Raw genomic sequence first — 22,455 nt, 5'->3', positions numbered from 1 at the left:
AATATCAAATTAGAGAAGGGGATAGATCCTTGAAAAGAGCATCATTAAATAAATGACAAGGAAACCGCCGGCTAAAGCAAACAGCCAGTTGAAATCCGTTCGCTTATATTTTTCGCGGAGCATCATCAACATTAGAATGATAAAAACAATAAATAATGAAATCGGCGCAAATATAGCCCATTTGTGTGGAAAATATAACGAAATGTTCTTCAATAAATTAGCATCTTTGCTGAAAGAATAGGCGATTCCAATGATTAGAATAATCATTACAATTCGTAATATCGCCTTGGCAACGATTTTGCTTATGGTATGATTTTTGGATGTCATGTTCATCAAAATATCGTGTTATTTTTGAGGTTACTAATATACATTTAATATACTATTTTAAACTTTGTAATATGCATAAACGTATTTTATCCTTTTTGTCCTTATTAACGATGGTGTTAATTTTAGGAAGTTGTGGTGCGCAAAAGAAATCGACAACTGGAGGTGCAGAATCTTCTCAGGGTCCAACAGCATCTCAATGGCGTGCTGGCGTTAAAGGTAAATGGGTGTTGAATTCTGTAGAACGTGAAAACATTCCGAGCAACTATACGATCAAAAATATTTTTGACGAGGCTCCTGTTGATTGTTTCATCGGATCGGTATGGGATTTACCAGGTGGCGCGCAACGCGGTACGATTACTTTCAACGCTGAAGGTACCTTATGTGCAAACGGAGCAGTTCGTAATATCGTATGGTCTATTTTCAATCCAAGTAAAACAGGTGGTGAGCCAGCATTTCAATTTAAGAAAGTCTATGCTGGAGATAAAGCTGCGAACGTTACTAGCGGATACCGTTTAGATCTTTCTTTTGCTGATGAGAGTGGAATGACTATGCGCATGCCTATTCCTTTAGATCAAGGTGAAGGTCATTTAGTATTCAAATTCTCTCGTGCAAACTAGGGAAAACTAAAGAATTTTAATGAGCCGCAGAAAATTTCTGCGGCTTTGTTGTTTAAACATCAATCGATTGCATTTTTTTTAAATATATTTGCATAATTTTTACGAAGGGGATGAATCGAGAACAAATGAAAGTCGCGCTAATTACGGGGATAACGGGGCAAGATGGCGCTTATTTAGCTGAATTTCTATTAAAAAAAGGCTATATGGTGCACGGGTTGAAAAGAAGAAGTTCGCTTTTCAATACGGATCGAATAGATCATTTATATCAAGACCCTCATGAGTTAGGACGTAATTTTGTACTTCATTATGGAGATTTGACAGATTCTACGAATCTTATCCGGGTTATTCAAGAAACTAGACCGGATGAAATTTATAATTTGGCTGCTCAATCACATGTAAAGGTTAGCTTTGATACACCTGAATATACAGCAAATGCCGACGGTATTGGTATGCTACGGATCTTAGAAGCGGTTCGGTTGTTAGGCCTAATTGGGCATACAAAAGTATATCAGGCATCAACATCAGAATTATACGGCTTGGTACAAGAGGTTCCTCAAAGTGAGACAACTCCGTTTTATCCGAGAAGTCCTTATGCAGTTGCAAAAATGTATGCGTATTGGATTACCGTAAATTATCGCGAGGCCTATCAGATGTTTGCTTGTAATGGTATCTTATTCAATCATGAGAGTCCTGTTCGAGGAGAAACGTTTGTTACACGTAAGATTACACGAGCTGCTGCAAAAATAGCGTTGGGATTGCAAGACAAGTTGTACTTAGGGAATTTGTCAGCACAACGGGATTGGGGGCATGCTCGAGATTATGTGGAAGCGATGTGGTTGATTCTTCAACAAGAGAAGCCTGAGGATTTCGTTATTGCAACCGGTGTCACGACCACGGTAAGGGAATTTGTTCGCATGGCTTTTTCAGAATTGGGAATTGAGATTGAATTTAGTGGAAAAGGTGAGGCGGAGAAAGGTGTAATCATTGATAGAGATGAGGAACGACTTGCAGAGCTTGGGTTAACAGCTGAGGCTATTAAATTAGGGCAAACTGTAGTCAAAGTTGATCCGCAGTATTATCGACCAACAGAGGTTGACTTGTTAATTGGAGATCCAAGTAAAGCGCAAACGAAGCTAGGCTGGAAACCAAAGTATTCGCTCGATATGTTAGTGAACGAAATGGTTTTGTCTGACCTGAAATTGATGAAGCGCGAAGAATATCTTAAGAAGGGCGGGTTTGAAACTCTTAATTATTTTGAATAATTATAGTTGGAACAGTTTTTGCCATTTGTTTTACGAAAATGTTAATATAATATTAAACGTACATATCTAGTTGACTATTCAATACAATTAGGGTCGACGAAAAGTACGTAAACGCATCATGAAAACAGGAATTGAAAATAAAGGGATGAATGAAGATCAGGAGCTTGTTGCGGTTAAACGCGATAGCTCTAAAATTTATTTTTTCATCATTGCCATTGCGGCACTTTTAGCGACGAACATATATTTCTACGTTAAGTTTAAGTCTTCTGGAGAAAAGCTTTATACTGTAACTTTACAGAAAGAGAGCTTACAATCCGAGATTGATAGAATTGAAGCGGAGTTGGATAATATCAAGTCTCAATCTAATGGTTCTACGCCAGATTTTCTATCTTCAGAACGCGAGGCGCGGTTGAAGATTGAAGAATTGAGAAATAAGCTTGAACTGGGTGAGATTACTGATCAGCAGATAGAAACGGCAAAACAGCAGGTTTATCAACTGAAAACCAGTGTTTCAAGAATGAAAGACGAAGTAACGGAACTTCGCATAAAAAATGAGCTGTTGGCTGAGGCAAACTCGGATTTGAAAGGCGAGTTAAATGCGAGTAATCAAAAGTCGGAGAAGATTTCAAAAGATCATAAAGTTTTAAATGAAAAAGTAAATAAAGCGTCTTCAATTAAAGTTTCCAATATTCATATTGCGGGTGTAGAGGAGAAAAAGGGAGGAGTAATCGAAATAGAGACAAAATCGAAGCGAATTGATAAATTGCAAGTTAGCTTTACCATTGCGGATAATCCCTTGGCTACTACTGGGAAAAAGGATGTTTATGTTCGTGTAATTAATCCAAAAGGTAATTTAGAAGCTAATTCTGAGGATATCTTCTACGTACATGGTGAAAAACTTCAATATAGCTTTAAAGAGAGTATTAATTTCACAAATAACGGACAAGAGTACTTAATGAATTGGGACAATAATGGTCAACGCTTTCAAAAAGGAGCCTATACGATTTTGTTATATGCTGACAATTCGATTATGGGTAGAGCCTCTATCGTGTTAAAATAGAAATGCATTATATATACAAAAGAAGCGAGCTAGCCGGACGGCTAGCTCGCTTCTTTTGTATATATAGTTATTGAAGAGAATCCTATTAGATCCATTTCCATTGGCACGCAAGAATACGGCCTTAATAAAGGCTCTCTAATTGACTCTTTGTTCTTTTGATATATCTAGATGCCGGTTGCAAATGCAATGCCTTACAGTGGCGTTTTGTGCTTAAACAATAGGCGCTACGATTTGCTATCTTTTAAATAGGATTTAGTCGAGAAGAGGAATAATATTATGCGTCAAGCATGTCCTCATTGTAAAGAGGAAGTATAATCGTAAATGTTGTTCCGATTCCTTCAAAAGTGCTGAAAGTAATATCGCCTTTCATTGATTCTACAGTTTTCTTAACAAAGGCTAATCCTAGACCTGTTCCTGAACTTTTGGTGGTAAAGTTCGGTTGGAAGATTTTCGGTATCACATCGCTTGGAATACCCAATCCGTTATCTTTTAAAAGTATTCGAACGTGTTTCTCGTCTGCATAATCTACCAATACGCTAATCAGGTGTTTTTTACGCGTAATAGAGGCTTCAATAGAGTTTTTTAGCAGGTTGTTAAAGGTTCTCAACAACTGATCTTTATCGCCCAAGACATAGATGTTTACCTGGTCGGTATTATTGATTACTTTGATATATGTGTTATGTGTATTGTGATATACATTTGCGGACTTGTTGATCTTTTCAATGATGTTGATCTTTGCCAAGTTGGTATCAGGAAGCTTAGCGAAGTTTGAGAATTCCGTTGCAATCTTCGATAAGCTATTAATTTGTTCAATAAAGGAGTTCGAAAATTTGTAGAATCGTTCTTCAAAGCGCGGATCGCCCTCCCTGTAACTTCGAGAAAGTTGTTGAATACCAAGCTTCATCGGTGTTAACGGGTTTTTAATTTCATGAGCGATTTGTTTTGCCATCTCTCGCCATGCATACTCCCGTTCAGCATTCATCAATTGCTTCGCATTATCTTCTAATTTGACGATCATATAATTATACTCTTTAATAAGAGCTCCGATTTCATCGTCTCTCTCCCAATATAGTGGTTCGTTGGGTTTATTGCTGAAGATTGTCTCCGATAATTTTCTACCAATTAGATTTAGCGGTTTAGTAATCGAGTTGGCTACTAATACGGTAAAGAACCCAAATGCTAAGATAATTATGGTATATATATTCAATAAGGTATTTAACAACAAGTTTTGGCTAGCACTTTCTTGCTCCGCTGTCGTGAAGTAGGGGATATTTAAAAATAGTACGGTGTTATAGTCGTTATTACGGATTGCCGCAAAACTCGAGTTATATTCGAATCTGACTAGTTTCTCTTTTAAGAACAAGTCAGTCTTCTTCAAAATATTTAAGTTGTTAAAGGCGGTTGGATTGATGTATGTGGAGATTATCTCCATATCATAAATTCGAGGCTGAGAAGTAAACCGTAGTTTTCCGTTCTTATCGTATAGGTTGAAATCGGTGACCGATGTTTCGGATAGTTTTTGAAGTATATTGTCGAATTGATTCTCATCTAAGTTTGGAGATTCTTCCATCAATCCTTCGATCTTATTAACAACATCCAAAATGTACTTTTGACGTCGTTCTATAGAATCTTTCTCTAATTGATAGCTAATACTAACAAATGTGATTAATCCGGAGACTACAATACCAAAGATAACAACTCCAATAATCATGGTTTGAATTCGTGTACTGTATTGAACTCGGTTTACTAAGAGCTTAAAGTGATATTTAATACTCGTAAAATTAAACGAGCGACGTGTTACTGTACTCGCAAAATAGCGGAGGAAGTTGAATACCAAAAAGAAGGTATACAAGCTTAAAAATAGGAATGAGAAAATAGCGATTGACTGCCAAAAGTTTAATTGTGGCGTGCTGACAACCAGGCTTGTATGGTTATCTGGTCGATATATAACATGAAAATATCCGTTGTAATTCTCATTGTTACTGTATTGTCCGATCTTACTAGCAAAGTTATCATCTCTATTTGGATAGGTAAAAGATCCATTTTGGGTAACGAGATAGCCATCTCGATAGAGTGCAAAAGAAGATGCTTGCTGCTTATGTTTATTAATAAACTCTGAACGGCTGTCCGCGAGAATAACAGGATAGTTTAAAGATGCATTAAACGCTTTATTCTTTAGGTTTAAATAAATCTGTACTTGCTTTTCTTCGCCGTTGTAGAGAATAGGAAGTTCGATTTGAAGGAAGTATTCGTGTGTTCCTAAATCGCTTCTTACGCGGTAAAAGTTTTCGGTCTGAGGAACTTTTGTAGAGTTGTTAATTACCTTTTCTCTATATTCTTCAATTTTGTCACCATTATATTTTTCTAACGGTTTCTGGTCAAAGAAATAATAGCTGTTGAATTCGAATTTAGAAAGGTATCCACTAAAATAATGTGTTTTTAGATATTGATTAATAATATCGGTTTGCGTATTCGGAAGACTAATCGCAAATAGCTGGGTAAGTTGCTTGTCTTTAAGTATGTCTTTCTCGAGATCTTCAAAGAGAGCGAGTGCATTGAAGTCGTCTTCGGCTTCCAGTTGTCCAAGCGTGACTTTCATTTCTTGCTCCACTTTATCATGAATACTACGCATATAAACCGACGTCGCCATAAACGCGAGAAAAACAAGTGTCAATACAAATGTTGGGAAATTTAGGCTTATGCGCATATTGCTATAGGCACGAAGCATAATTACACCAGCCAGAAAAATATTAAAGAAGGTGTTTTCTCCAACAATAATAGCGTTTAGGATAATTGCAGAAACGAGGGCTATTAATTGAAGATTAAGGAATGAGGTCGAATTAGGTAATATATTTTTGAGAACTCCGACAATGGTGTCAATGAAATAGAGCAGGATAACCATGTTGATACAGAAGATCAAGGTATTAATCCAGCTATACGTGTCGAATGATAGTAGTTGCGTGAAATCAAGACTAACTTGAGAACTATTGGTTATTAGCGTTGATAGGTGGTAAAATAAAAGGTTACTAACAAAGTAGATACTCAATATCGCTCCTAATGATACAAGAGTTGCTACACTAGTTTTCGTCCAACTTTCCGGAAACTTGAGGAAACCGATCACCGATCGGAGATAGAACACAAACCATACAACAAAGAAAGTGGTCATTAGGAATGCCCATAGATTTGGAAGGATTGGGCTAAAAGCGTAATATTTTGGATTAAATAGCCCCAAACTGGATTGAGCGGCTAACCAATTTGTTTTTAAATCAACATACCGGGTTAGCACAAGTATGAGGGCGAAGAAAGCAATGGACGGCCATGGCCTGCCATTCTTCGCTGTCATATAGCAAATGTTATGTACAAATATCAGGAAGCAGAGTGAGGCAAATATCCAGCATAGGAATTGAATATTTATGAAAATATTGTCGTGTTTCCCTTCACTTAGCTTGACCGAAAATAGATATGACCCGTTATTGCTGTAGATGTTTTTGATATTCTCAGTATCCGTATAATTTGCTATTGATAAGTTTTCCGAGGATAGTAATGTTACATTGAATATATTTTCCAGATATTGGTTTGTAAATGGAAAATCAGCCTTAATAGGTATAATGGCTAATAAAGAGCTGTTATTCGATAATGCTTTCTTCTTTACGACTAGATGCCGATTATCTTCTTTTATATAATTAACGTCGGACTGAAAACCTAAGTCATTTACCGGGACGAAAAGATTGGTACTCCAGAAGATTGGTTGATGATTTTTGTACACAAAGAAGAAGATACGGTCTTTTGCTCCGATCTTTTTTGTGACATCAAGTACTTGAGTAGGGTAGAGCTCTACATTTTGAAAGGCCTTCATCATTGCAGAGTCTGCAAAATACTCATCGACCAGATGCTCCGATTTATGTAGATTATTGGACAAGGTACGCGTATCCAATTCTAACATATCTTCTTTAGTGACGATATTATTTATCGTAATTGCCGTCGTTAAGAATAAAACTGTTAGAATCAGTAGAAGAATTCGTATCCTATTACCCATTAAAAAATTTGATTATTAACAGTAAATATAAAAAAAAAGTCCTCGCAAATAAACTTTGCGAGGACTTTATTAAGATTGATGATTCCTTATGCGTGGATATCTTCTTGACGGAAGAATTTCGCAGTAAAGTATTCACGATTCATTCTAGCAATATTTGTCAATTTAATTCCTTTAGGACATTCAGCTTCACAAGCTCCTGTATTTGTACAGTTACCGAAACCTTCTGCATCCATTTGATCAACCATTGCTTGCGCACGTTCGTAACGCTCTGTTTGACCTTGTGGAAGTAATGCAAATTGAGAGATCTTCGCAGAAACGAATAACATCGCAGAAGCATTTTTACATGCTGCCACACATGCTCCACAACCGATACATGTAGCCGATTCGAAAGCCTCATCAGCAACGCGTTTTGGAATAGGAATTGTATTCGCATCAGGAACACCACCAGTGTTGATATTTACATATCCACCAGCTTGTTGAATACGGTCAAATGCAGTTCTATCTACCGCTAAATCCTTCAATACAGGGAAAGCGGATGCACGCCATGGTTCAATAACGATCGTTTGACCATCATGGAATGAACGCATGTGTAATTGACACGTAGTAATACCATATTTAGGACCGTGGGGGCGACCATTGATAACTAATGAACACATACCACAGATACCTTCACGGCAATCGTGATCGAAGTAAATTGGATCTTCACCTTTACGAGTTAAATCTTCATTTACGACATCAAGCATTTCAAGGAACGACATATCGTCAGCAATATCCTTTGCTTGATAAGTCACGAATTGTCCCTTGTCGTTTATATTTTTTTGACGCCAAACTTTTAGCGTTAAATTCATATGTCCACTCATAATTGTAATATTGAGTATCAAAAGGCTATTGCTAGCCTTCTGTTATTTATAACTTCTTTGTGTTAACTTCACGTTTTCGAATACTAACTCTTCTTTGTGTAGAGTCTCTGGTTGGTTATCACCATTGTATTCCCAAGCAGCTACGTATGCATAATGATCGTCATCACGTTTTGCTTCTCCTTCTTCAGTTTGCGATTCCAGACGGAAGTGACCTCCACATGATTCATTACGATTTAAAGCATCATCTACCATTAACTCCCCTAATTCTAGGAAGTCAGCAACACGACCTGCTTTTTCTAATGACATGTTAAGTTCTTCATTCTCGCCTAATACACAAGCGTCCGACCAGAATTCCTTACGTAATTCTTGAATTAAGCCTTTTGCTTTTGTCAAGCCTTCTGCTGTACGAGCCATACCACAGTATTCCCACATAATGTGACCTAACTTTTTGTGGATATCATCGACAGTTTTAGAACCTCTTAAAGATAATAACTTGTTGATCTTTCCTTCTACTTCTTTGCGAGTTTCCTCGAAAGCAGGATGGTTTTTGTCAACAGGTTTAAAGTTTCCGATTTTTGCTAAGTAATCTCCAACAGTGAATGGAATTACGAAGTAACCATCAGAAAGACCTTGCATTAATGCAGATGCACCAAGACGGTTAGCACCGTGATCAGAGAAGTTTGCCTCACCTAAACAGTATAAGCCAGGTACAGTAGTCATCAAGTTGTAATCAACCCATACACCACCCATTGTGTAGTGAACTGCTGGATATATACGCATTGGTTGCTCATATGGGTTCTCATCAGTAATCTGATAATACATATCGAACAAGTTACCGTATTTCGCTTCTACTGTATCTTTTCCTAAACGTTGAATCGCTTCTGCGAAATCTAAGAATACAGCAACTCCTGATTTACCAACACCACGACCTTCATCTACCATTTCCTTTGCGTTACGCGAAGCAACGTCACGAGGAACTAAGTTACCGAATGATGGGTATTTTCTTTCTAGGAAGTAATCACGATCATCTTCTTTGATGTCTTTAGGCTTCATTTCGCCTTTACGTAATTTCTCTGCTAATTCAATAGTTTTAGGAACCCATACACGACCGTCATTACGTAATGACTCCGACATCAAAGTTAATTTTGATTGGTGGTCACCAGTAACTGGGATACAAGTAGGGTGGATTTGAGTATAACAAGGGTTCGCAAAGAATGCACCACGTTTGTGTGCTCTCCATGCTGCCGTTACATTACATCCCATTGCGTTAGTAGATAAGAAAAACACGTTTCCGTATCCACCTGTACACAATAATACAGCGTGTCCTTCATGTGCTTCAACTTTACCTGATACTAAGTCACGTGTAATAATACCGCGTGCTTCGCCGTCAATCTTCACGATATCTAGCATTTCATGACGCGTATAGGATTGTACTTTTCCTTTTTGAATTTGACGATTAAGTGCAGAATAAGCACCTAATAATAATTGTTGTCCAGTTTGACCACGTGCGTAGAACGTACGAGATACTTGAGCACCACCGAAAGAGCGGTTATCCAATAAACCTCCATATTCACGAGCAAATGGAACACCTTGAGCAACACATTGATCGATAATATTTACCGATACTTCAGCTAAACGGTAAACGTTTGCCTCACGAGCACGGTAGTCACCACCTTTAATGGTGTCGTAAAATAAACGGTATACTGAGTCACCGTCGTTTTGATAGTTTTTTGCAGCATTGATACCCCCTTGTGCAGCGATAGAGTGCGCACGACGTGGAGAATCTTGATAACAGAAAGTTTTTACATTGTAACCTAATTCTGCTAGGGATGCTGCGGCAGATGCACCGGCTAGACCTGTACCAACAACGATAACTGTGAATTTACGTTTGTTGGCTGGGTTAACCAGCTTCATATCAAATTTATGTTTTGACCATTTAAGGGCCAGTGGGCCCGCAGGTACTTTTGAATCTAACATATCCTTTTTTTATTTAGTAGATTTAGCTGACGCTTTAATCTGTAAATAACCTATTTAACAAAATAAAAATACAACGGCATTGCAGCGAAGGCAATCGGAATAATGATACCGAATATCCAAATTCCAATCCATCGAACGATACCTACATAACGTCTGTGATTAAAACCAACAGTTTGGAAAGCTGATTGGAAACCATGAATTAGGTGGAATGACAATGCTGCCATACCTAATAGGTACAATCCTACTAACAAAGGATTTTGAAATGCTACGGAAACTTGTCTGTATAAATCTTTTGATTTAACAGTTTCAATACCGTTACTCTCAATTAGTTTATACCCGTCGTAATCAGCAGGAATTTCATCTAGAGAGATGATTTCTTGGTTTCCTGTTGCTAGTTCAGTATGGTATTCTACGTAAGGAGTAGAACCAAACTTGTACTGATACCAGAAGTTTTGCATGTGTGTGACAATGAAAACTAATAATACAGTACCTAAAATCCCCATGTTACGTGAATTCCACGCGCTACTTGCTTTCCCATCATATTGGTTGTAACCAATAGGTCTTGCTGCTTTATTTTTAGTACTTAATACTAAAGCATAAACGGCATGGATAATGATAGAAGCGTAAAGTAAGTAAGATACGACCTTAATAGGTGTAAAATGGGTCATGAAATAGGCGTAGTTGTTGAACGCATACCCCGCATCATCTTTAAAGAGCTGTAAATTACCAATCAAATGAACAATCAAGAAGGCACATAAGAACAATCCTGTCAAGCTCATGATTAGTTTCTTCCCTAGTGAAGATGTTAATACTGGCTTTGATTTACTCATTATTACTATGAATTTAATTTAGTTCCGCAAATCTATCTATTTGGTGACAATTTTATGAGAATTATGTTCAAAAAAGGACTAATTTAGAACGTTTCTAATCTAATTGTAAAAAAGAAAGGCTCGAATGTTATTCAATCGAGCCTAATCTTTTCATATTGTTGCTGTTATAGGAACGCATAACCTACACCAATAGACCACATGCTGATCTTTTGATTTTGGTCGCTCTTCGTACTAACATTGTTTAAACCATGTTCATAACGCAAATCAATCGTGATGTTGCGAATATCTGCACCGATACCACCAATAATTCCAGTGGATGATTTTTTATAGTTTTCAAAATCAGTAGCTGATTTCAAATCAACTTTACCATCTTGCGCAAAAGAGAATACAGGACCCGCTTGAAGACGTACACCTAATGGGCCTAAACCAATTCTTGTTCCTAATAGGATAGGAAGGTCCATGCTCTTTAATGTTACCTCTCCATTTTCAGATTCACTTTCTGGATCAAAACCAGCTGTTTTTTGTGAATAATATAATTCCGGCTGCACATGGAAGCCAGCGATTCCAACACGGCCCCAAACACCTAATTGATAACCAGTTTTAGTGTCTGAGTTTAACCATTTGCCTTCCGATTTTAAGCTGGAAAAGTTTAATGCACCTTTTACTCCGAGTTTGAAACTTGGTAATAACTGTGCTTGTGAAGCTTGCACCATTAGAAATAGTGCAGCAAATGCTAGTATAATTTTTTTCATGTTAAAAATTTATATATTTACTGTTTCTATTCACTAAAGTAGAATTTTTTATCCATAAAGCGCATATATCCATGATTAATTTCAAGATTCAAGCACAAGATTGGCCTGTTTTAAAGCTAAAATTACAACGCAAATACAACCGTTTAACGGATGAGGATTTAACCTTTCATGAAGGGCAGGAAGATGAATTACTACAGCGATTGGCGAAGAGACTTCATCGTAATGTAGATTATGTACTTTTTACGTTATCTAAAGAAATGTCCGATCTAAGCTCTAATAGTTTGTAACATGGTTGAGGAGTTGATTAGTTGGGGAGATTTTGAGAAAGTTGATTTGCGTGTAGGGACTGTATTAGCCGTAGAGGATTTTCCGAAAGCAAGACGCCCTGCCTATCAATTAACAATTGATTTTGGCGATGAACTCGGTGTATTGAAATCCAGTGCCCAAATTACAGTCCACTATTCGAAGTCTGATTTAGTCGGTAAGCAAGTCGTTGCAGTTGTTAATTTTCCGAGAAAGCAAATCGCTAATTTTATGTCAGAGTGCTTAGTCACTGGATTTGAAGATGCAAACGGCGATATTATCTTGACGACGGTTGAACGTCATGTCCCCAATGGTTCCAAACTAAAATAATGAGAGTTTATAATTTTGAAGAGGATCTGAATTTAAGCCCAGCAAATTCAGATGAGTTATATATGCGTGAGGCGTTGAAATTAGCCCATCAAGCCTACGATGAACAAGAGGTTCCAATTGGTGCTATTATTGTTGCCGGCGGGAAAATTATTGGAAAAGGCTACAATTTGACTGAGCGACTGAACGATGTGACTGCACATGCGGAAATGCAGGCATTTACTGCCGCAGCTAATTTCTTAGGCGGCAAGTATTTGAAAGATTGCACCTTATATGTAACTGTTGAGCCCTGTGTAATGTGCGCTGGCGCATCCTATTGGACGCAGATTAGCCGAATTGTTTATGGAGCTCGAGATGAAAAACGTGGATATGCTAGTATTCATGATAAAATCATTCACCCGAAGACTATCGTGCAATCTGGGGTGCTTGAAGAAGAGTGTGCAAATCTAATAAAGTCTTTTTTTCGTAATAAACGCTAGTTTTGCCTAGAAAATTAAGGTATAATCAAACTATACTTCGACCTTTTTGTTTTATATTCGTATAATACTTAGAACAACATAACATTCATTAAATAATAAAATTATGGCATTTCAATTAGAGGCGTTACCATACGCAGCAGACGCATTAGAACCACATATTGACAAAGATACAATGGAGATTCACCACGATCGCCATCATCAAGCTTACGTAGACAATTTGAACAAAGCTATTGCCGGTACTGATGCTGAGAATGCTTCTCTAGAAGACATTATCAAAAATATTAGCAAATATCCTGCAGCAGTACGCAATAATGGTGGAGGTCACTTCAATCACCAATTGTTTTGGACTGTTTTAGGACCTAACAAAGGTGGTGAACCTACTGGCGAATTAGCGACTGCAATTAATGATACTTTTGGTTCATTTGATGAGCTTAAGAAGAAATTGCAAGAAGCTGGTGCTACTCGTTTCGGGTCAGGATGGTCTTGGTTAATCGTTACTGCCGATGGTAAATTAGCAGTTACTTCAACTCCAAATCAAGATAACCCACTTATGGATGTTGCTGAAGTAAAAGGAACACCGATCTTAGGTATTGATGTATGGGAACATGCGTATTATTTAAAATACCAAAATAAGCGCCCAGCATACCTTGATGCAATTTTCAATGTGATTAACTGGGATGCAGTTGCTGAACGTTATAGCGCTGCAAAGTAATTTAAAGCACATATAATTTAGAAAACGGATAGCGACTTAAGCTATCCGTTTTTTTTATTGGCAAATATTTGATGGACTTTGCTAAAATTGCTGGTTCTATTCTCATTTTATTAAAAAGTGGCGGTTATATCCCTATAACTCGGACAATATACGTTTATAATCGACTTAGATAGGTTTTATTTCAAGCGCTAATAATTAGTAATTTCGTATTGGAAAACGTTCAGAATGTTTCACTTAACTAATGAGCGACGCTGCTAAACAATTTACGCTACATATTTGTTTAGTCAGTTCACTAAGTAATTAACGCTAGACGATCTAGTCATGTCTAAGATGATCAAAAACATGTCATTCAACAGTCTGGTCAATTTAAAATAGATATAATATGTTAAAAGGATTTTTTAATGTTCCTACGCCTACAAACGAGCCAGTTTATAGTTATGCGCCAGGAACTAAAGAAAGAAGCTTGTTAAAAGAAGCTATCGCTGCTGCAAGAGCAATAGAAATTGATGTTCCTATGTATATCGGATCTGAAGAAGTTCATACGGCTAAAAAAGCAAAACTAACTCCTCCACATGATCACAAACATGTTCTTGGTTATTATAGTCAAGGTTCTAAGGAGCATGTTAAGCAAGCAATTGATGCAGCACTGGCTGCAAAAGCTGATTGGGAGAACTTACCATGGGAACAACGTGCTGCAATTTTCTTGAAAGCTGCAGAGTTAATTTCTAGTAAATATCGTTATAAATTGAATGCCGCTACGATGTTAGGCCAATCTAAAAATGCCTACCAAGCGGAAATTGACTCAGCATGTGAAATCGCAGATTTTTTACGTTTCAACGTAAAATATATGTCGGAGATCTATCAACAACAGCCTCCAATAAGTCCGAAAAACGTATGGAATCGTGTGGAACAACGCCCTCTAGAAGGTTTTGTTTTCGCGTTAACTCCATTTAACTTCACAGCGATTGCAGGTAACTTACCTACAAGTGCCGCAATGATGGGGAATGTAGTTGTTTGGAAGCCTTCAAACACTCAAATCTATTCTGCGAATGTGCTTATGCAAATCTTCAAAGAAGCTGGAGTTCCTGATGGTGTTATCAACTTAGTTTATGTTTCTGGTCCTGAGGCTGGAGATGTAATCTTCAAACATCCAGATTTTGCGGGTATTCACTTTACCGGTTCTACTGGCGTATTCCAAGATATTTGGAAAACTATTGGAGAAAATATCCATGTATATAAAACTTACCCTCGTATAGTTGGTGAAACTGGTGGAAAGGACTTTATCCTTGCACACCCTTCAGCTGATTTGCAGGTATTAAATACAGCACTTGTTAGAGGTGCATTTGAGTTTCAAGGACAAAAATGTTCAGCTGCTTCTCGCGCTTATGTACCGAAATCATTGTGGGGCGAATTGAAGAAATCAATGGAGAGAGATATTAAATCTTTCAAGATTGGTGGAACTGAAGATTTCAGCAACTTTATCAATGCTGTAATTGACGAGAAATCGTTTGATAAGATTACAAAATATATCGACAGAGCGAAAGAATCAAAAGATGCAGAAGTTGTTATCGGTGGAGAGTATGATAAATCTAAAGGTTATTTCATTAACCCGACAGTTATTCTAGCAAAAACTGGAGATTATGAAACTTTATCTGAAGAATTATTTGGCCCAGTGTTGACCATCTATGTTTATGATGATAAAAAATGGAAGGAAACGTTGAAGCTTGTTGATGAAACGTCTATCTATGCATTGACAGGGTCTATTATTGCACAAGATCGTTATGCTGTAGAAGAAGCAACGCATTATTTACGTAATGCAGCAGGTAACTTCTATATCAATGATAAGTGTACTGGTGCAGTTGTCGGACAACAACCATTTGGCGGAGCTAGAGGCTCTGGTACAAACGATAAAGCTGGATCGATGATCAATTTATTGCGTTGGGTTTCTCCAAGAACTATTAAAGAGACTTTTAACCCGGATACGGATTACAGATATCCTTTCTTATCCGAGGAATAACAATACTCCTAATTGCATAATATAGAGAAGGAGGCCTTTGGCCTCCTTTCTCTTTTTTAGAGAGTTCGTATAAAAAAAACAGCAGTTATCATAGATAACTGCTGCATATTTCCCATTTTTTGAAACCTAGAGTGAATTTGATTGTAATAAAAAAGCTTATTTGTCTTCGTGTAAGATGGTCTCATCCAAATTTTGACCAGTTACTTCGGCTCTAATTTTTGCTTCTAACTCATCTGATAAATCAGGATTGTCAAGCAATAATGATTTCACAGCATCACGACCTTGACCTAATTTCGTGTCGCCATAGCTAAACCAAGATCCTGATTTCTTCACGATGCCGTATTCTACACCTAAGTCGATAATTTCACCCACCTTAGAAATACCTTCACCAAACATAATATCAAATTCAGCAATACGGAAAGGAGGAGCTACTTTGTTCTTCACGATTTTTACTTTAACGCGGTTACCTGCTACTTCATCAGCATCTTTAATTTGTGAGGTACGACGGATATCTAAACGAACAGAAGCGTAGAACTTTAAAGCATTACCACCTGTTGTCGTTTCTGGGTTACCAAACATAACGCCAATTTTCTCACGCAATTGATTGATAAAAATACAACAACAGTTTGTTTTAGAAATAGTACCTGTCAATTTACGTAGCGCTTGAGACATCAAACGAGCTTGTAATCCCATTTTCGATTCGCCCATCTCACCTTCAATTTCTCCTTTTGGAACTAAAGCTGCAACCGAGTCAATTACGATAACATCAATCGCGCCGGAACGGATTAAGTTATCAGCGATCTCTAATGCTTGCTCACCGTTATCCGGTTGAGAGATTAATAGATTTTCAACATCGACGCCTAATTTTTGAGCGTAATATTTATCAAAGGCGTGCTCAGCATCAATAACTGCTGCAATACCGCCTTTTTTCTGTGCTTCGGCAACAATATGCGTCGCCAAAGTAGTTTTACCAGATGATTCAGGACCGTAGATTTCAATAATACGTCCCTTTGGAACTCCACCAATACCTAATGCGATATCTAATCCTAATGATCCTGTAGAGATCGATTCAATAGGTTCTACAGCTGTATCACCTAATTTCATGATCGTACCTTTACCGTACGATTTCTCTAATTTATCTAAAGTAAGCTGTAATGCTTTTAATTTGTCTGTATTGCTCATATTTTTAGTATATCGAGATCAAAAATAATATAATGTTGGAATAAATCAAAATTATTTACTAAAAAAATTAGTTTAATTTATTTAGTGTGATATTTGAGCGAATCGATCAAGTAAATTATAGTTCGATTTCTTGTTTCAAAGTCTTGCTCACCGCTTTTACTTGATGGGTTTTCTCAAAGTATTTACAGAAATAGGTAATCGGACATTGCTCACATTTCGGCTTCCTTGCGAGACAGATGTAACGTCCATGTAATATCAGCCAATGATGCGCGATAGCTATCGTTTCTTTTGGAAGATATTTAACGAGTTGTTTCTCTACCGCAAGGGGAGTTGTCGCTCGCGATGTTAAACCTAATCTGTTGCTGACGCGAAACACGTGTGTATCGACTGCCATTGCCGGATTATGATAAACTACAGAGGAAATAACATTGGCTGTTTTGCGCCCAACGCCAGGTAGTTTCACCAGATCTTCAATTTTTTCAGGAACTATGCCGTTGAATTCGTTCAATAGTTTCTGTCCCATGCCGACTAAGTGTTTTGCTTTATTGTTGGGATAGCTTACAGATCGAATGTATGTAAATACCTCGTCAACTGAACTCGCCGCGAGACTTTCTGCATCTGGAAAACGTGCAAAAAGTGCTGGGGTAATTTGATTGATCCGCTTATCGGTACACTGTGCAGAAAGAATAACTGCAACTAATAGTTCAAAGGGATTGCTATAGTTTAACTCTGTCTGTGCATCGGGATTGTGAGTCGAAAAATACTCTACAAAAGCTTTATACCTGTCTTTCTTAAGCATAGTCAAAGATAGTGTTTCGTCGTTAGTATTTCACTAAAAAGTATAGAGTCGCTTGGGAGGCCGGGGATAATTCTTGATAAAAAGAAAGGGCTGTCATTTGACAGCCCTAACCTTCTGTTAAGTTTTCCAAAATTAATTCGGATATTTTACTCCTCTGTAAAGTGAGATGTCTACTTTAGGTACCGAGGCATTATATTTATTATTAATCGCATCAATAAATAAGTTGGCTACAATAGCGTTCCCCATTGGCGTCAAGTGCACACCGTCTAATGAGAATGCATTCCCCGTAATAAACGCAGAACTGATGCCAACACCATTGTAAACATAGCCTGTTTTTACTTTGTTTAGAAATGCATGAACGTCCGCGACAGCTACGCTATTACTCTCCGCAACTTGTTTGATTACATTATTGAATTCAGCAACGCGGGTTGAAACTTGTACAATTTCTGCTTCGTCTAAAACTAGGTTATCTTCAACAGGATTTAATGGGCTTAGGCCATATCCTGGGCCAATTGCATTTGGCTTTCCTAATGCTGCCGTACTAAATGTTAATGGGAACAAGTCTTTTGCTGTAGCTGCACGTGGTCCTGTTTTCGTTTGAATAAAGACATTCTTGAACGCGCCCCCTGTTGCTGCTTCTAGACCAGCATTTATGCGTGCTGTAGTTACTGTATTTAAGAATGGAACGGCAGTAACATCTGGGATTGTTGCTACTACGCCCTTTTTACCACCCGTCGTTAACGTCTTGATAAAATTAGTATAAAGCTGTGTAAATAAAGGTAAAGACGTCAATTGCTTTGTAGGGTCTTCTACAGGAACACCATCCTCGATCACAGTAGATACAGCGCCATTAGTTGCATAGCCCAATACGTCATTATTTCCTAACCAAAAGGAGAAAAATGTATAATCATGAGTAGTAGCGTATTGGAAGTAAGTCATTGTTTGCGGCGTATTGTCTGGCAATAAACGCTCAAAATACGGGTTACCCATTACGGTACCAACTCCTGGAGCAAAAGCCATGTCTAAACGCATGCCTGGTACCCCTAAATTTTGAATAGGGTCGGTATACTTGATATATAAAGGTTTTCCTTTAGGATTTGCTCCGCGAATAGCTAAGTTATCCGTTACAGGTTTCATTACGGGATTTCCATCAACAAGGGATTCAAGCATAATATAGCCCGAGCCGTTTGCTTTATCCGCAGGGAAAAATGGTGAAGTAAACTCGCCACCACCAACAGATTTCATTTGATCGGCAATTAAATTAGGAAAGGCTACTTTTTGACCTTCCAAATACAAGCCGTTATCAGCATACCCTGAAGTTAAAGAGTTCCCAATGGCTACAAATTTCGAAAAATCTGCAGTTCCTTTACTTAAAGTTGGGGTATCGATTTCCGGTTTACAAGAGCTGACAAGTCCTAAAATTGCCAGTCCGATATATAGTTTAAAGTTCTTTTTCATTGTTTTCATCAATTAAGGCTTACCATTTATAAGATACCGAGATACCTGGCGCATGGATATTGGTTTCATAGGTTCCGCGCAATGCAGTTTCTGCATTAGTTGTTGTACGAGCTAAGATCTTTTGGAATACGTAAGCCGCAGACAATTCCCATTTTGGATTAAACTTGTAGCTCACACCACCCGCAGCCATGATGCGATTGTTATCTGGTGTTTCTGGGTAAACATATTTTCCCTGAACAGGTGTATAAACGTATCCGGCACCAACGCGTAAGGCTAATGCATCGTTCACTTCGTAGTTGATACCAGCTTTACCTGAGAAAGCGTTTTGGTATTTTTTAACCGAGCGAGTATCTGAAAGTACTGGAGTATTTGTTTCATAATCAAAAACTAGTTCTTTGTAGATATCGTAGTTGATTAATGAACCATCAATTGCTGCTTTCACTTTATCACTTAGTGGGAAAGCAATACCAATATTAAAGGTTGATGGCAATGGCAGTTCGGCGTCAAATTTGCCATTCGGGAAGTTAGCAGCTAAAGAAGCTGGGACTTCGAATGTCGCGTCTCCACCTTCCAGTTTTGTAACAACTTTAGAGCGGTAGCTTAACGATATTGCAAATTGATCTTCTAAGTTATAATGAACACCAACGTTGTAACCTGTACCGGAACCCGTACCTTTTAATGTTGCTTGTCCGGCGGTTCCATCCGGATAGAATACTGGTAGAGCACGGCCTAAATCAACCAGACCAATGTTATAAATAAATCCACCACCAACACTAAATTGCTCCGTCAGCTTAAAGCTAAGTGTAGGTTGAATATAAATTGCACGCATTGAAAGATGCGTCAATGAAAAACGCCCCGGCCATTCTTTACCCCAATCTACCGATCCACCGAATGGCGTATACACACCGATTCCGGCTTTCCACCAGGAGTTTTTGGGGCCAAACGTCGCATAGGCACCGAATGGCGGAGAAACTTGAAATTTCGTGTCATGGACTTGCGTACTTCCAGCTTCGCGAAATGCAGAACGATACATAATTGCACTACCACCAACTTGAATAGCGTTATGATCCATTTTGACCAGCGCACCAGGATTGTAGAAAATTGATGTTTCGTCGATGAACAATGCAGATCCGGCACCAGCCATACCAACTGCTTTCTGACTTTGCGTATTCACTTGCGAGCCTTGTGCATGCAATAGAATAGGGGAAGCTAATAACAAACTCAGTAATAATCGTTTCATATAAATATTGATTAGCGTTATTTCAAATAGATTTGATATGCTAACATAGCATTTTTTTTATTAATTACAATAAAAATATTTGTCACAATTTAATAAACTGCAAGTAATTGATTTTCGTTAGAACGTATTTGCAGATTAAATGGTTATCTTTAGAAATACAATTCTAAAAGATATTATGGCACAAATTAAATTCAAGGGTAATGCAGTTCATTCTGAAGGGAACCTACCTAAAATTGGTGATACTGCTCCAAACTTTACTTTAACATCAGGCGACCTTTCATCAAAGTCTTTGAGTGACTTCAAAGGTAAGAAAGTTATTTTAAATATATTCCCTAGTATCGATACTGGTACTTGTGCAATGTCCGTACGTCAATTCAATGAAAAGGCAGCAGGACTTGACAATACAGTGGTATTATGTATCTCTAAAGATCTTCCGTTTGCCCAATCACGTTTTTGCGCAGCAGAAGGAATTGAAAATGTAATTACGTTATCAGATTTTAAAGATGACGCATTTGCAAAAGCTTATGGGGTTAAATTTAGTGACGGACCATTAACAGGGCTTTTAAGCCGTTCTGTTGTCGTTATCGATGAAAATGGACAAGTTGTTTATACGGAACAAGTAGAGGAAACTACTGAAGAGCCTAACTATGAAGCGGCTCTTGCGTCAATCTAATAGTCATATTAGACAAGAAATGTTCTTAATCAGAACTTTCTAGCGAAGCGCATATCCCAGTTTAGATTTGCCAACTTGCAAATCTTACACTTAGTAAAAAACAAAAGCAAAAAAGAGCGACAATTTCAATTGTCGCTCTTTTTTGCTTTTTCGTATGTATGTCGATGCCCCCAGCACCACCTATTGCTAATAACTAAACAACAGATGCTTCTAAGGCCTGTAAAATATCACCAATGATATCTTCTTGTTCTTCGATTCCTACAGATAGACGTACTGTACCAGGACGAATACCAAGTTTTTCACGTTCCGCTTCGGATAATTTGGAATGCGTTGTCGTTGCAGGATGTGTCGCAATACTTCGCGCATCACCGAGATTAGAAGTATATTTTATCATTTTAAGAGCATCTAAAAACTTGAATGCTCGTTCTGTTCCACCTTTTACTTCGAAAGTAACAATACCACCTCCAGCTTTCATTTGTTTTTTCGCTAGCTCATACTGTGGGTGAGAAGGTAAGAATGGATACTTCACGTCGGCAATTTCAGCGTTTTTTTCCAAAGTTTGAGCCAATGCTAGTGCGTTCGAACAATGTCTGTCCATACGTAATCCCAAGGTTTCAATACTTTTGGATAATATCCAAGCATTAAAAGGCGACATGGAAGGACCTGTATGGCGGATTAAAAACATCATCTTGTCGATTAGCTCTTGTTTTCCAACAACAACTCCACCTAAAACACGACCTTGACCGTCCATATATTTTGTTGCCGAGTGGATCGATAAATCAAATCCATATTGTAGCGGCTTTTGAAGATACGGGGTCGCGAAGCAATTGTCTATCGCAAAAATGATATTCGGGTATTTCTTTTTTAAACTTCCCAACCATTCTAAATCGACTAATTCAAGTCCTGGATTGGAAGGAGATTCTAAGAAGATAAATTTTGTATTCGGTTGAATGGCTTTTTCCCATTCTTCGGGGTTGATTGCATCTACATAGGTAGTAGTTACACCCCAACGAGGAAATAACTGAGTGAACAGTTGATGTGTGGAACCGAAAATTGCTCGAGATGAAACAATATGATCCCCACTTTCAATAAATCCAGCGAATGTTGCAAACACAGCTCCCATACCCGACGCAAATGCTAATCCAGCTTCAGCATCTTCCATTAAACATACTTTGTTGATAAACTCAGTGGTGTTTGGATTTGCATAACGTGAATAAACCATTCCCTCTTCTTCATCAGCAAAAACAGCTCGCCCTTGGTCAGCACTGTCAAAAATAAAGCTTGAGGTAAGGTATAGAGGTACAGAGTGTTCGCGTAATGCCGAGCGTTGAGCTTGCTCGCGTATAATTTTGGATTGTTCGTTGTTCATGATGAACAAATTTATTTACTTTTATACATAAACTACTAATCTTGTCGCATTTATTTTTGTTTTTTTTAGCGAATCAATGACAACACATTTATTATAGCGTAAGAAAATTCTGAATCATCGCGGTTTTTCTTAGTTTATAATGTTCTACCCCGTCCAATCTCCTTGTTGGATTTAT

Annotated in this window: 20 protein-coding genes; 9 read left to right on the top strand and 11 right to left on the bottom strand. The window is 37.9% G+C overall.

Features of this window, described 5'->3' with window-relative positions; translation table 11 throughout:
* Positions 1–9: 9 nt before the first annotated feature.
* Positions 10–327 carry a hypothetical protein gene (locus tag GFH32_RS15120; RefSeq protein WP_153512390.1) on the bottom strand — a complete coding sequence of 106 codons (318 nt, stop codon included), beginning with the start codon at positions 325–327 and terminating at the stop codon, positions 10–12.
* Positions 328–398: 71 nt separating this feature from the next.
* Between GFH32_RS15120 and GFH32_RS15115 the strand changes: the two genes are divergently transcribed.
* The 3 genes from GFH32_RS15115 (at position 399) to GFH32_RS15105 (ending at position 3,266) form a co-directional block, all read left to right on the top strand.
* Complete coding sequence (locus GFH32_RS15115; RefSeq protein WP_153512389.1) at positions 399–944, top strand: hypothetical protein; 546 nt, start codon at positions 399–401, stop codon at positions 942–944.
* Positions 945–1,069: 125 nt separating this feature from the next.
* Positions 1,070–2,206 carry a GDP-mannose 4,6-dehydratase gene (gene gmd / locus GFH32_RS15110; RefSeq protein ID WP_153512388.1) on the top strand — a complete coding sequence of 379 codons (1,137 nt, stop codon included), beginning with the start codon at positions 1,070–1,072 and terminating at the stop codon, positions 2,204–2,206.
* A gap of 118 nt (positions 2,207–2,324) precedes the next feature.
* Complete coding sequence (locus GFH32_RS15105; protein ID WP_228384153.1) at positions 2,325–3,266, top strand: hypothetical protein; 942 nt, start codon at positions 2,325–2,327, stop codon at positions 3,264–3,266.
* Between the two features lie 274 nt (positions 3,267–3,540).
* Here the strand turns inward: GFH32_RS15105 and GFH32_RS15100 are convergent, their stop codons facing one another.
* The 5 genes from GFH32_RS15100 to GFH32_RS15080 form a co-directional block, all read right to left on the bottom strand.
* Positions 3,541–7,302, bottom strand: coding sequence for an ATP-binding protein (locus GFH32_RS15100; protein WP_153512387.1), 3,762 nt, complete (start codon positions 7,300–7,302; stop codon positions 3,541–3,543).
* A gap of 86 nt (positions 7,303–7,388) precedes the next feature.
* The gene (locus GFH32_RS15095; protein WP_202111246.1) at positions 7,389–8,162 is read right to left on the bottom strand and encodes a succinate dehydrogenase/fumarate reductase iron-sulfur subunit; all 774 of its coding nucleotides are present in this window, start codon (positions 8,160–8,162) and stop codon (positions 7,389–7,391) included.
* A 42-nt stretch (positions 8,163–8,204) separates the two neighbouring features.
* Positions 8,205–10,139 (bottom strand): fumarate reductase/succinate dehydrogenase flavoprotein subunit, encoded by a 1,935-nt coding sequence (locus tag GFH32_RS15090; RefSeq protein WP_153512386.1) that lies wholly within the window; start codon positions 10,137–10,139, stop codon positions 8,205–8,207.
* Positions 10,140–10,189: 50 nt separating this feature from the next.
* Positions 10,190–10,969, bottom strand: coding sequence for a succinate dehydrogenase cytochrome b subunit (locus GFH32_RS15085; protein ID WP_153512385.1), 780 nt, complete (start codon positions 10,967–10,969; stop codon positions 10,190–10,192).
* A 164-nt stretch (positions 10,970–11,133) separates the two neighbouring features.
* The gene (locus GFH32_RS15080) at positions 11,134–11,721 is read right to left on the bottom strand and encodes a porin family protein (protein ID WP_153512384.1); all 588 of its coding nucleotides are present in this window, start codon (positions 11,719–11,721) and stop codon (positions 11,134–11,136) included.
* Positions 11,722–11,792: 71 nt separating this feature from the next.
* On the opposite strand from GFH32_RS15080, the gene GFH32_RS15075 reads away from it, so the two are divergent.
* The 5 genes from GFH32_RS15075 (at position 11,793) to pruA (ending at position 15,559) form a co-directional block, all read left to right on the top strand.
* Positions 11,793–12,008, top strand: coding sequence for a CsbD family protein (locus GFH32_RS15075; RefSeq protein WP_153512383.1), 216 nt, complete (start codon positions 11,793–11,795; stop codon positions 12,006–12,008).
* Between the two features lies 1 nt (position 12,009).
* Positions 12,010–12,354, top strand: a complete 345-nt coding sequence (locus GFH32_RS15070; protein ID WP_153512382.1) for a tRNA-binding protein — start codon at positions 12,010–12,012, stop codon at positions 12,352–12,354.
* Positions 12,354–12,830: a nucleoside deaminase gene (locus GFH32_RS15065; RefSeq protein WP_153512381.1), complete on the top strand. Its 477-nt coding sequence runs from the start codon at positions 12,354–12,356 to the stop codon at positions 12,828–12,830. The genes GFH32_RS15070 and GFH32_RS15065 overlap by 1 nt, the downstream gene beginning before the upstream one ends.
* A 103-nt stretch (positions 12,831–12,933) precedes the next feature.
* Positions 12,934–13,542 carry a superoxide dismutase gene (locus GFH32_RS15060; protein ID WP_153512380.1) on the top strand — a complete coding sequence of 203 codons (609 nt, stop codon included), beginning with the start codon at positions 12,934–12,936 and terminating at the stop codon, positions 13,540–13,542.
* 382 nt (positions 13,543–13,924) lie between these two features.
* Positions 13,925–15,559 (top strand): L-glutamate gamma-semialdehyde dehydrogenase, encoded by a 1,635-nt coding sequence (gene pruA / locus GFH32_RS15055; protein WP_153512379.1) that lies wholly within the window; start codon positions 13,925–13,927, stop codon positions 15,557–15,559.
* A gap of 156 nt (positions 15,560–15,715) precedes the next feature.
* Here the strand turns inward: pruA and recA are convergent, their stop codons facing one another.
* The 4 genes from recA to GFH32_RS15035 form a co-directional block, all read right to left on the bottom strand.
* Entirely contained in the window at positions 15,716–16,741 is a 1,026-nt protein-coding gene (gene recA, locus GFH32_RS15050; RefSeq protein ID WP_153512378.1) for a recombinase RecA, read from the bottom strand.
* Between the two features lie 115 nt (positions 16,742–16,856).
* Complete coding sequence (gene nth / locus GFH32_RS15045; protein ID WP_153512377.1) at positions 16,857–17,540, bottom strand: endonuclease III; 684 nt, start codon at positions 17,538–17,540, stop codon at positions 16,857–16,859.
* A gap of 132 nt (positions 17,541–17,672) precedes the next feature.
* Positions 17,673–18,998: an SGNH/GDSL hydrolase family protein gene (locus tag GFH32_RS15040; protein WP_153512376.1), complete on the bottom strand. Its 1,326-nt coding sequence runs from the start codon at positions 18,996–18,998 to the stop codon at positions 17,673–17,675.
* Positions 18,999–19,017: 19 nt separating this feature from the next.
* The gene (locus tag GFH32_RS15035; RefSeq protein ID WP_153512375.1) at positions 19,018–20,238 is read right to left on the bottom strand and encodes an OmpP1/FadL family transporter; all 1,221 of its coding nucleotides are present in this window, start codon (positions 20,236–20,238) and stop codon (positions 19,018–19,020) included.
* A 175-nt stretch (positions 20,239–20,413) separates the two neighbouring features.
* On the opposite strand from GFH32_RS15035, the gene tpx reads away from it, so the two are divergent.
* The gene (gene tpx, locus GFH32_RS15030) at positions 20,414–20,911 is read left to right on the top strand and encodes a thiol peroxidase (RefSeq protein ID WP_153512374.1); all 498 of its coding nucleotides are present in this window, start codon (positions 20,414–20,416) and stop codon (positions 20,909–20,911) included.
* Positions 20,912–21,104: 193 nt separating this feature from the next.
* On the opposite strand, the gene GFH32_RS15025 is transcribed toward tpx, so the two are convergent.
* On the bottom strand, positions 21,105–22,280 hold the full coding sequence (locus tag GFH32_RS15025; protein ID WP_153512373.1) for a trans-sulfuration enzyme family protein: 1,176 nt from the start codon (positions 22,278–22,280) through the stop codon (positions 21,105–21,107).
* Positions 22,281–22,455 lie beyond the last annotated feature (175 nt).

Origin of the sequence: Sphingobacteruim zhuxiongii (genome assembly GCF_009557615.1) — a bacterium.
GTDB lineage: Bacteria > Bacteroidota > Bacteroidia > Sphingobacteriales > Sphingobacteriaceae > Sphingobacterium > Sphingobacterium zhuxiongii.
The sequence above is the reverse complement of the archived record's forward strand: the minus strand, read 5'-3'. Positions and strand labels throughout refer to the sequence as shown.

Bases quoted from the DNA above. Each gene is read 5' to 3' on its own strand.
- GFH32_RS15120 (WP_153512390.1), bottom strand. From the start codon at position 327: ATGACATCCAAAAATCATACCATAAGCAAAATCGTTGCCAAGGCGATA.
- GFH32_RS15115 (WP_153512389.1), top strand. From the start codon at position 399: ATGCATAAACGTATTTTATCCTTTTTGTCCTTATTAACGATGGTGTTA.
- gmd (WP_153512388.1), top strand. From the start codon at position 1,070: ATGAAAGTCGCGCTAATTACGGGGATAACGGGGCAAGATGGCGCTTAT.
- GFH32_RS15105 (WP_228384153.1), top strand. From the start codon at position 2,325: ATGAAAACAGGAATTGAAAATAAAGGGATGAATGAAGATCAGGAGCTT.
- GFH32_RS15100 (WP_153512387.1), bottom strand. From the start codon at position 7,302: ATGGGTAATAGGATACGAATTCTTCTACTGATTCTAACAGTTTTATTC.
- GFH32_RS15095 (WP_202111246.1), bottom strand. From the start codon at position 8,162: ATGAGTGGACATATGAATTTAACGCTAAAAGTTTGGCGTCAAAAAAAT.
- GFH32_RS15090 (WP_153512386.1), bottom strand. From the start codon at position 10,139: ATGTTAGATTCAAAAGTACCTGCGGGCCCACTGGCCCTTAAATGGTCA.
- GFH32_RS15085 (WP_153512385.1), bottom strand. From the start codon at position 10,969: ATGAGTAAATCAAAGCCAGTATTAACATCTTCACTAGGGAAGAAACTA.
- GFH32_RS15080 (WP_153512384.1), bottom strand. From the start codon at position 11,721: ATGAAAAAAATTATACTAGCATTTGCTGCACTATTTCTAATGGTGCAA.
- GFH32_RS15075 (WP_153512383.1), top strand. From the start codon at position 11,793: ATGATTAATTTCAAGATTCAAGCACAAGATTGGCCTGTTTTAAAGCTA.
- GFH32_RS15070 (WP_153512382.1), top strand. From the start codon at position 12,010: ATGGTTGAGGAGTTGATTAGTTGGGGAGATTTTGAGAAAGTTGATTTG.
- GFH32_RS15065 (WP_153512381.1), top strand. From the start codon at position 12,354: ATGAGAGTTTATAATTTTGAAGAGGATCTGAATTTAAGCCCAGCAAAT.
- GFH32_RS15060 (WP_153512380.1), top strand. From the start codon at position 12,934: ATGGCATTTCAATTAGAGGCGTTACCATACGCAGCAGACGCATTAGAA.
- pruA (WP_153512379.1), top strand. From the start codon at position 13,925: ATGTTAAAAGGATTTTTTAATGTTCCTACGCCTACAAACGAGCCAGTT.
- recA (WP_153512378.1), bottom strand. From the start codon at position 16,741: ATGAGCAATACAGACAAATTAAAAGCATTACAGCTTACTTTAGATAAA.
- nth (WP_153512377.1), bottom strand. From the start codon at position 17,540: ATGCTTAAGAAAGACAGGTATAAAGCTTTTGTAGAGTATTTTTCGACT.
- GFH32_RS15040 (WP_153512376.1), bottom strand. From the start codon at position 18,998: ATGAAAAAGAACTTTAAACTATATATCGGACTGGCAATTTTAGGACTT.
- GFH32_RS15035 (WP_153512375.1), bottom strand. From the start codon at position 20,238: ATGAAACGATTATTACTGAGTTTGTTATTAGCTTCCCCTATTCTATTG.
- tpx (WP_153512374.1), top strand. From the start codon at position 20,414: ATGGCACAAATTAAATTCAAGGGTAATGCAGTTCATTCTGAAGGGAAC.
- GFH32_RS15025 (WP_153512373.1), bottom strand. From the start codon at position 22,280: ATGAACAACGAACAATCCAAAATTATACGCGAGCAAGCTCAACGCTCG.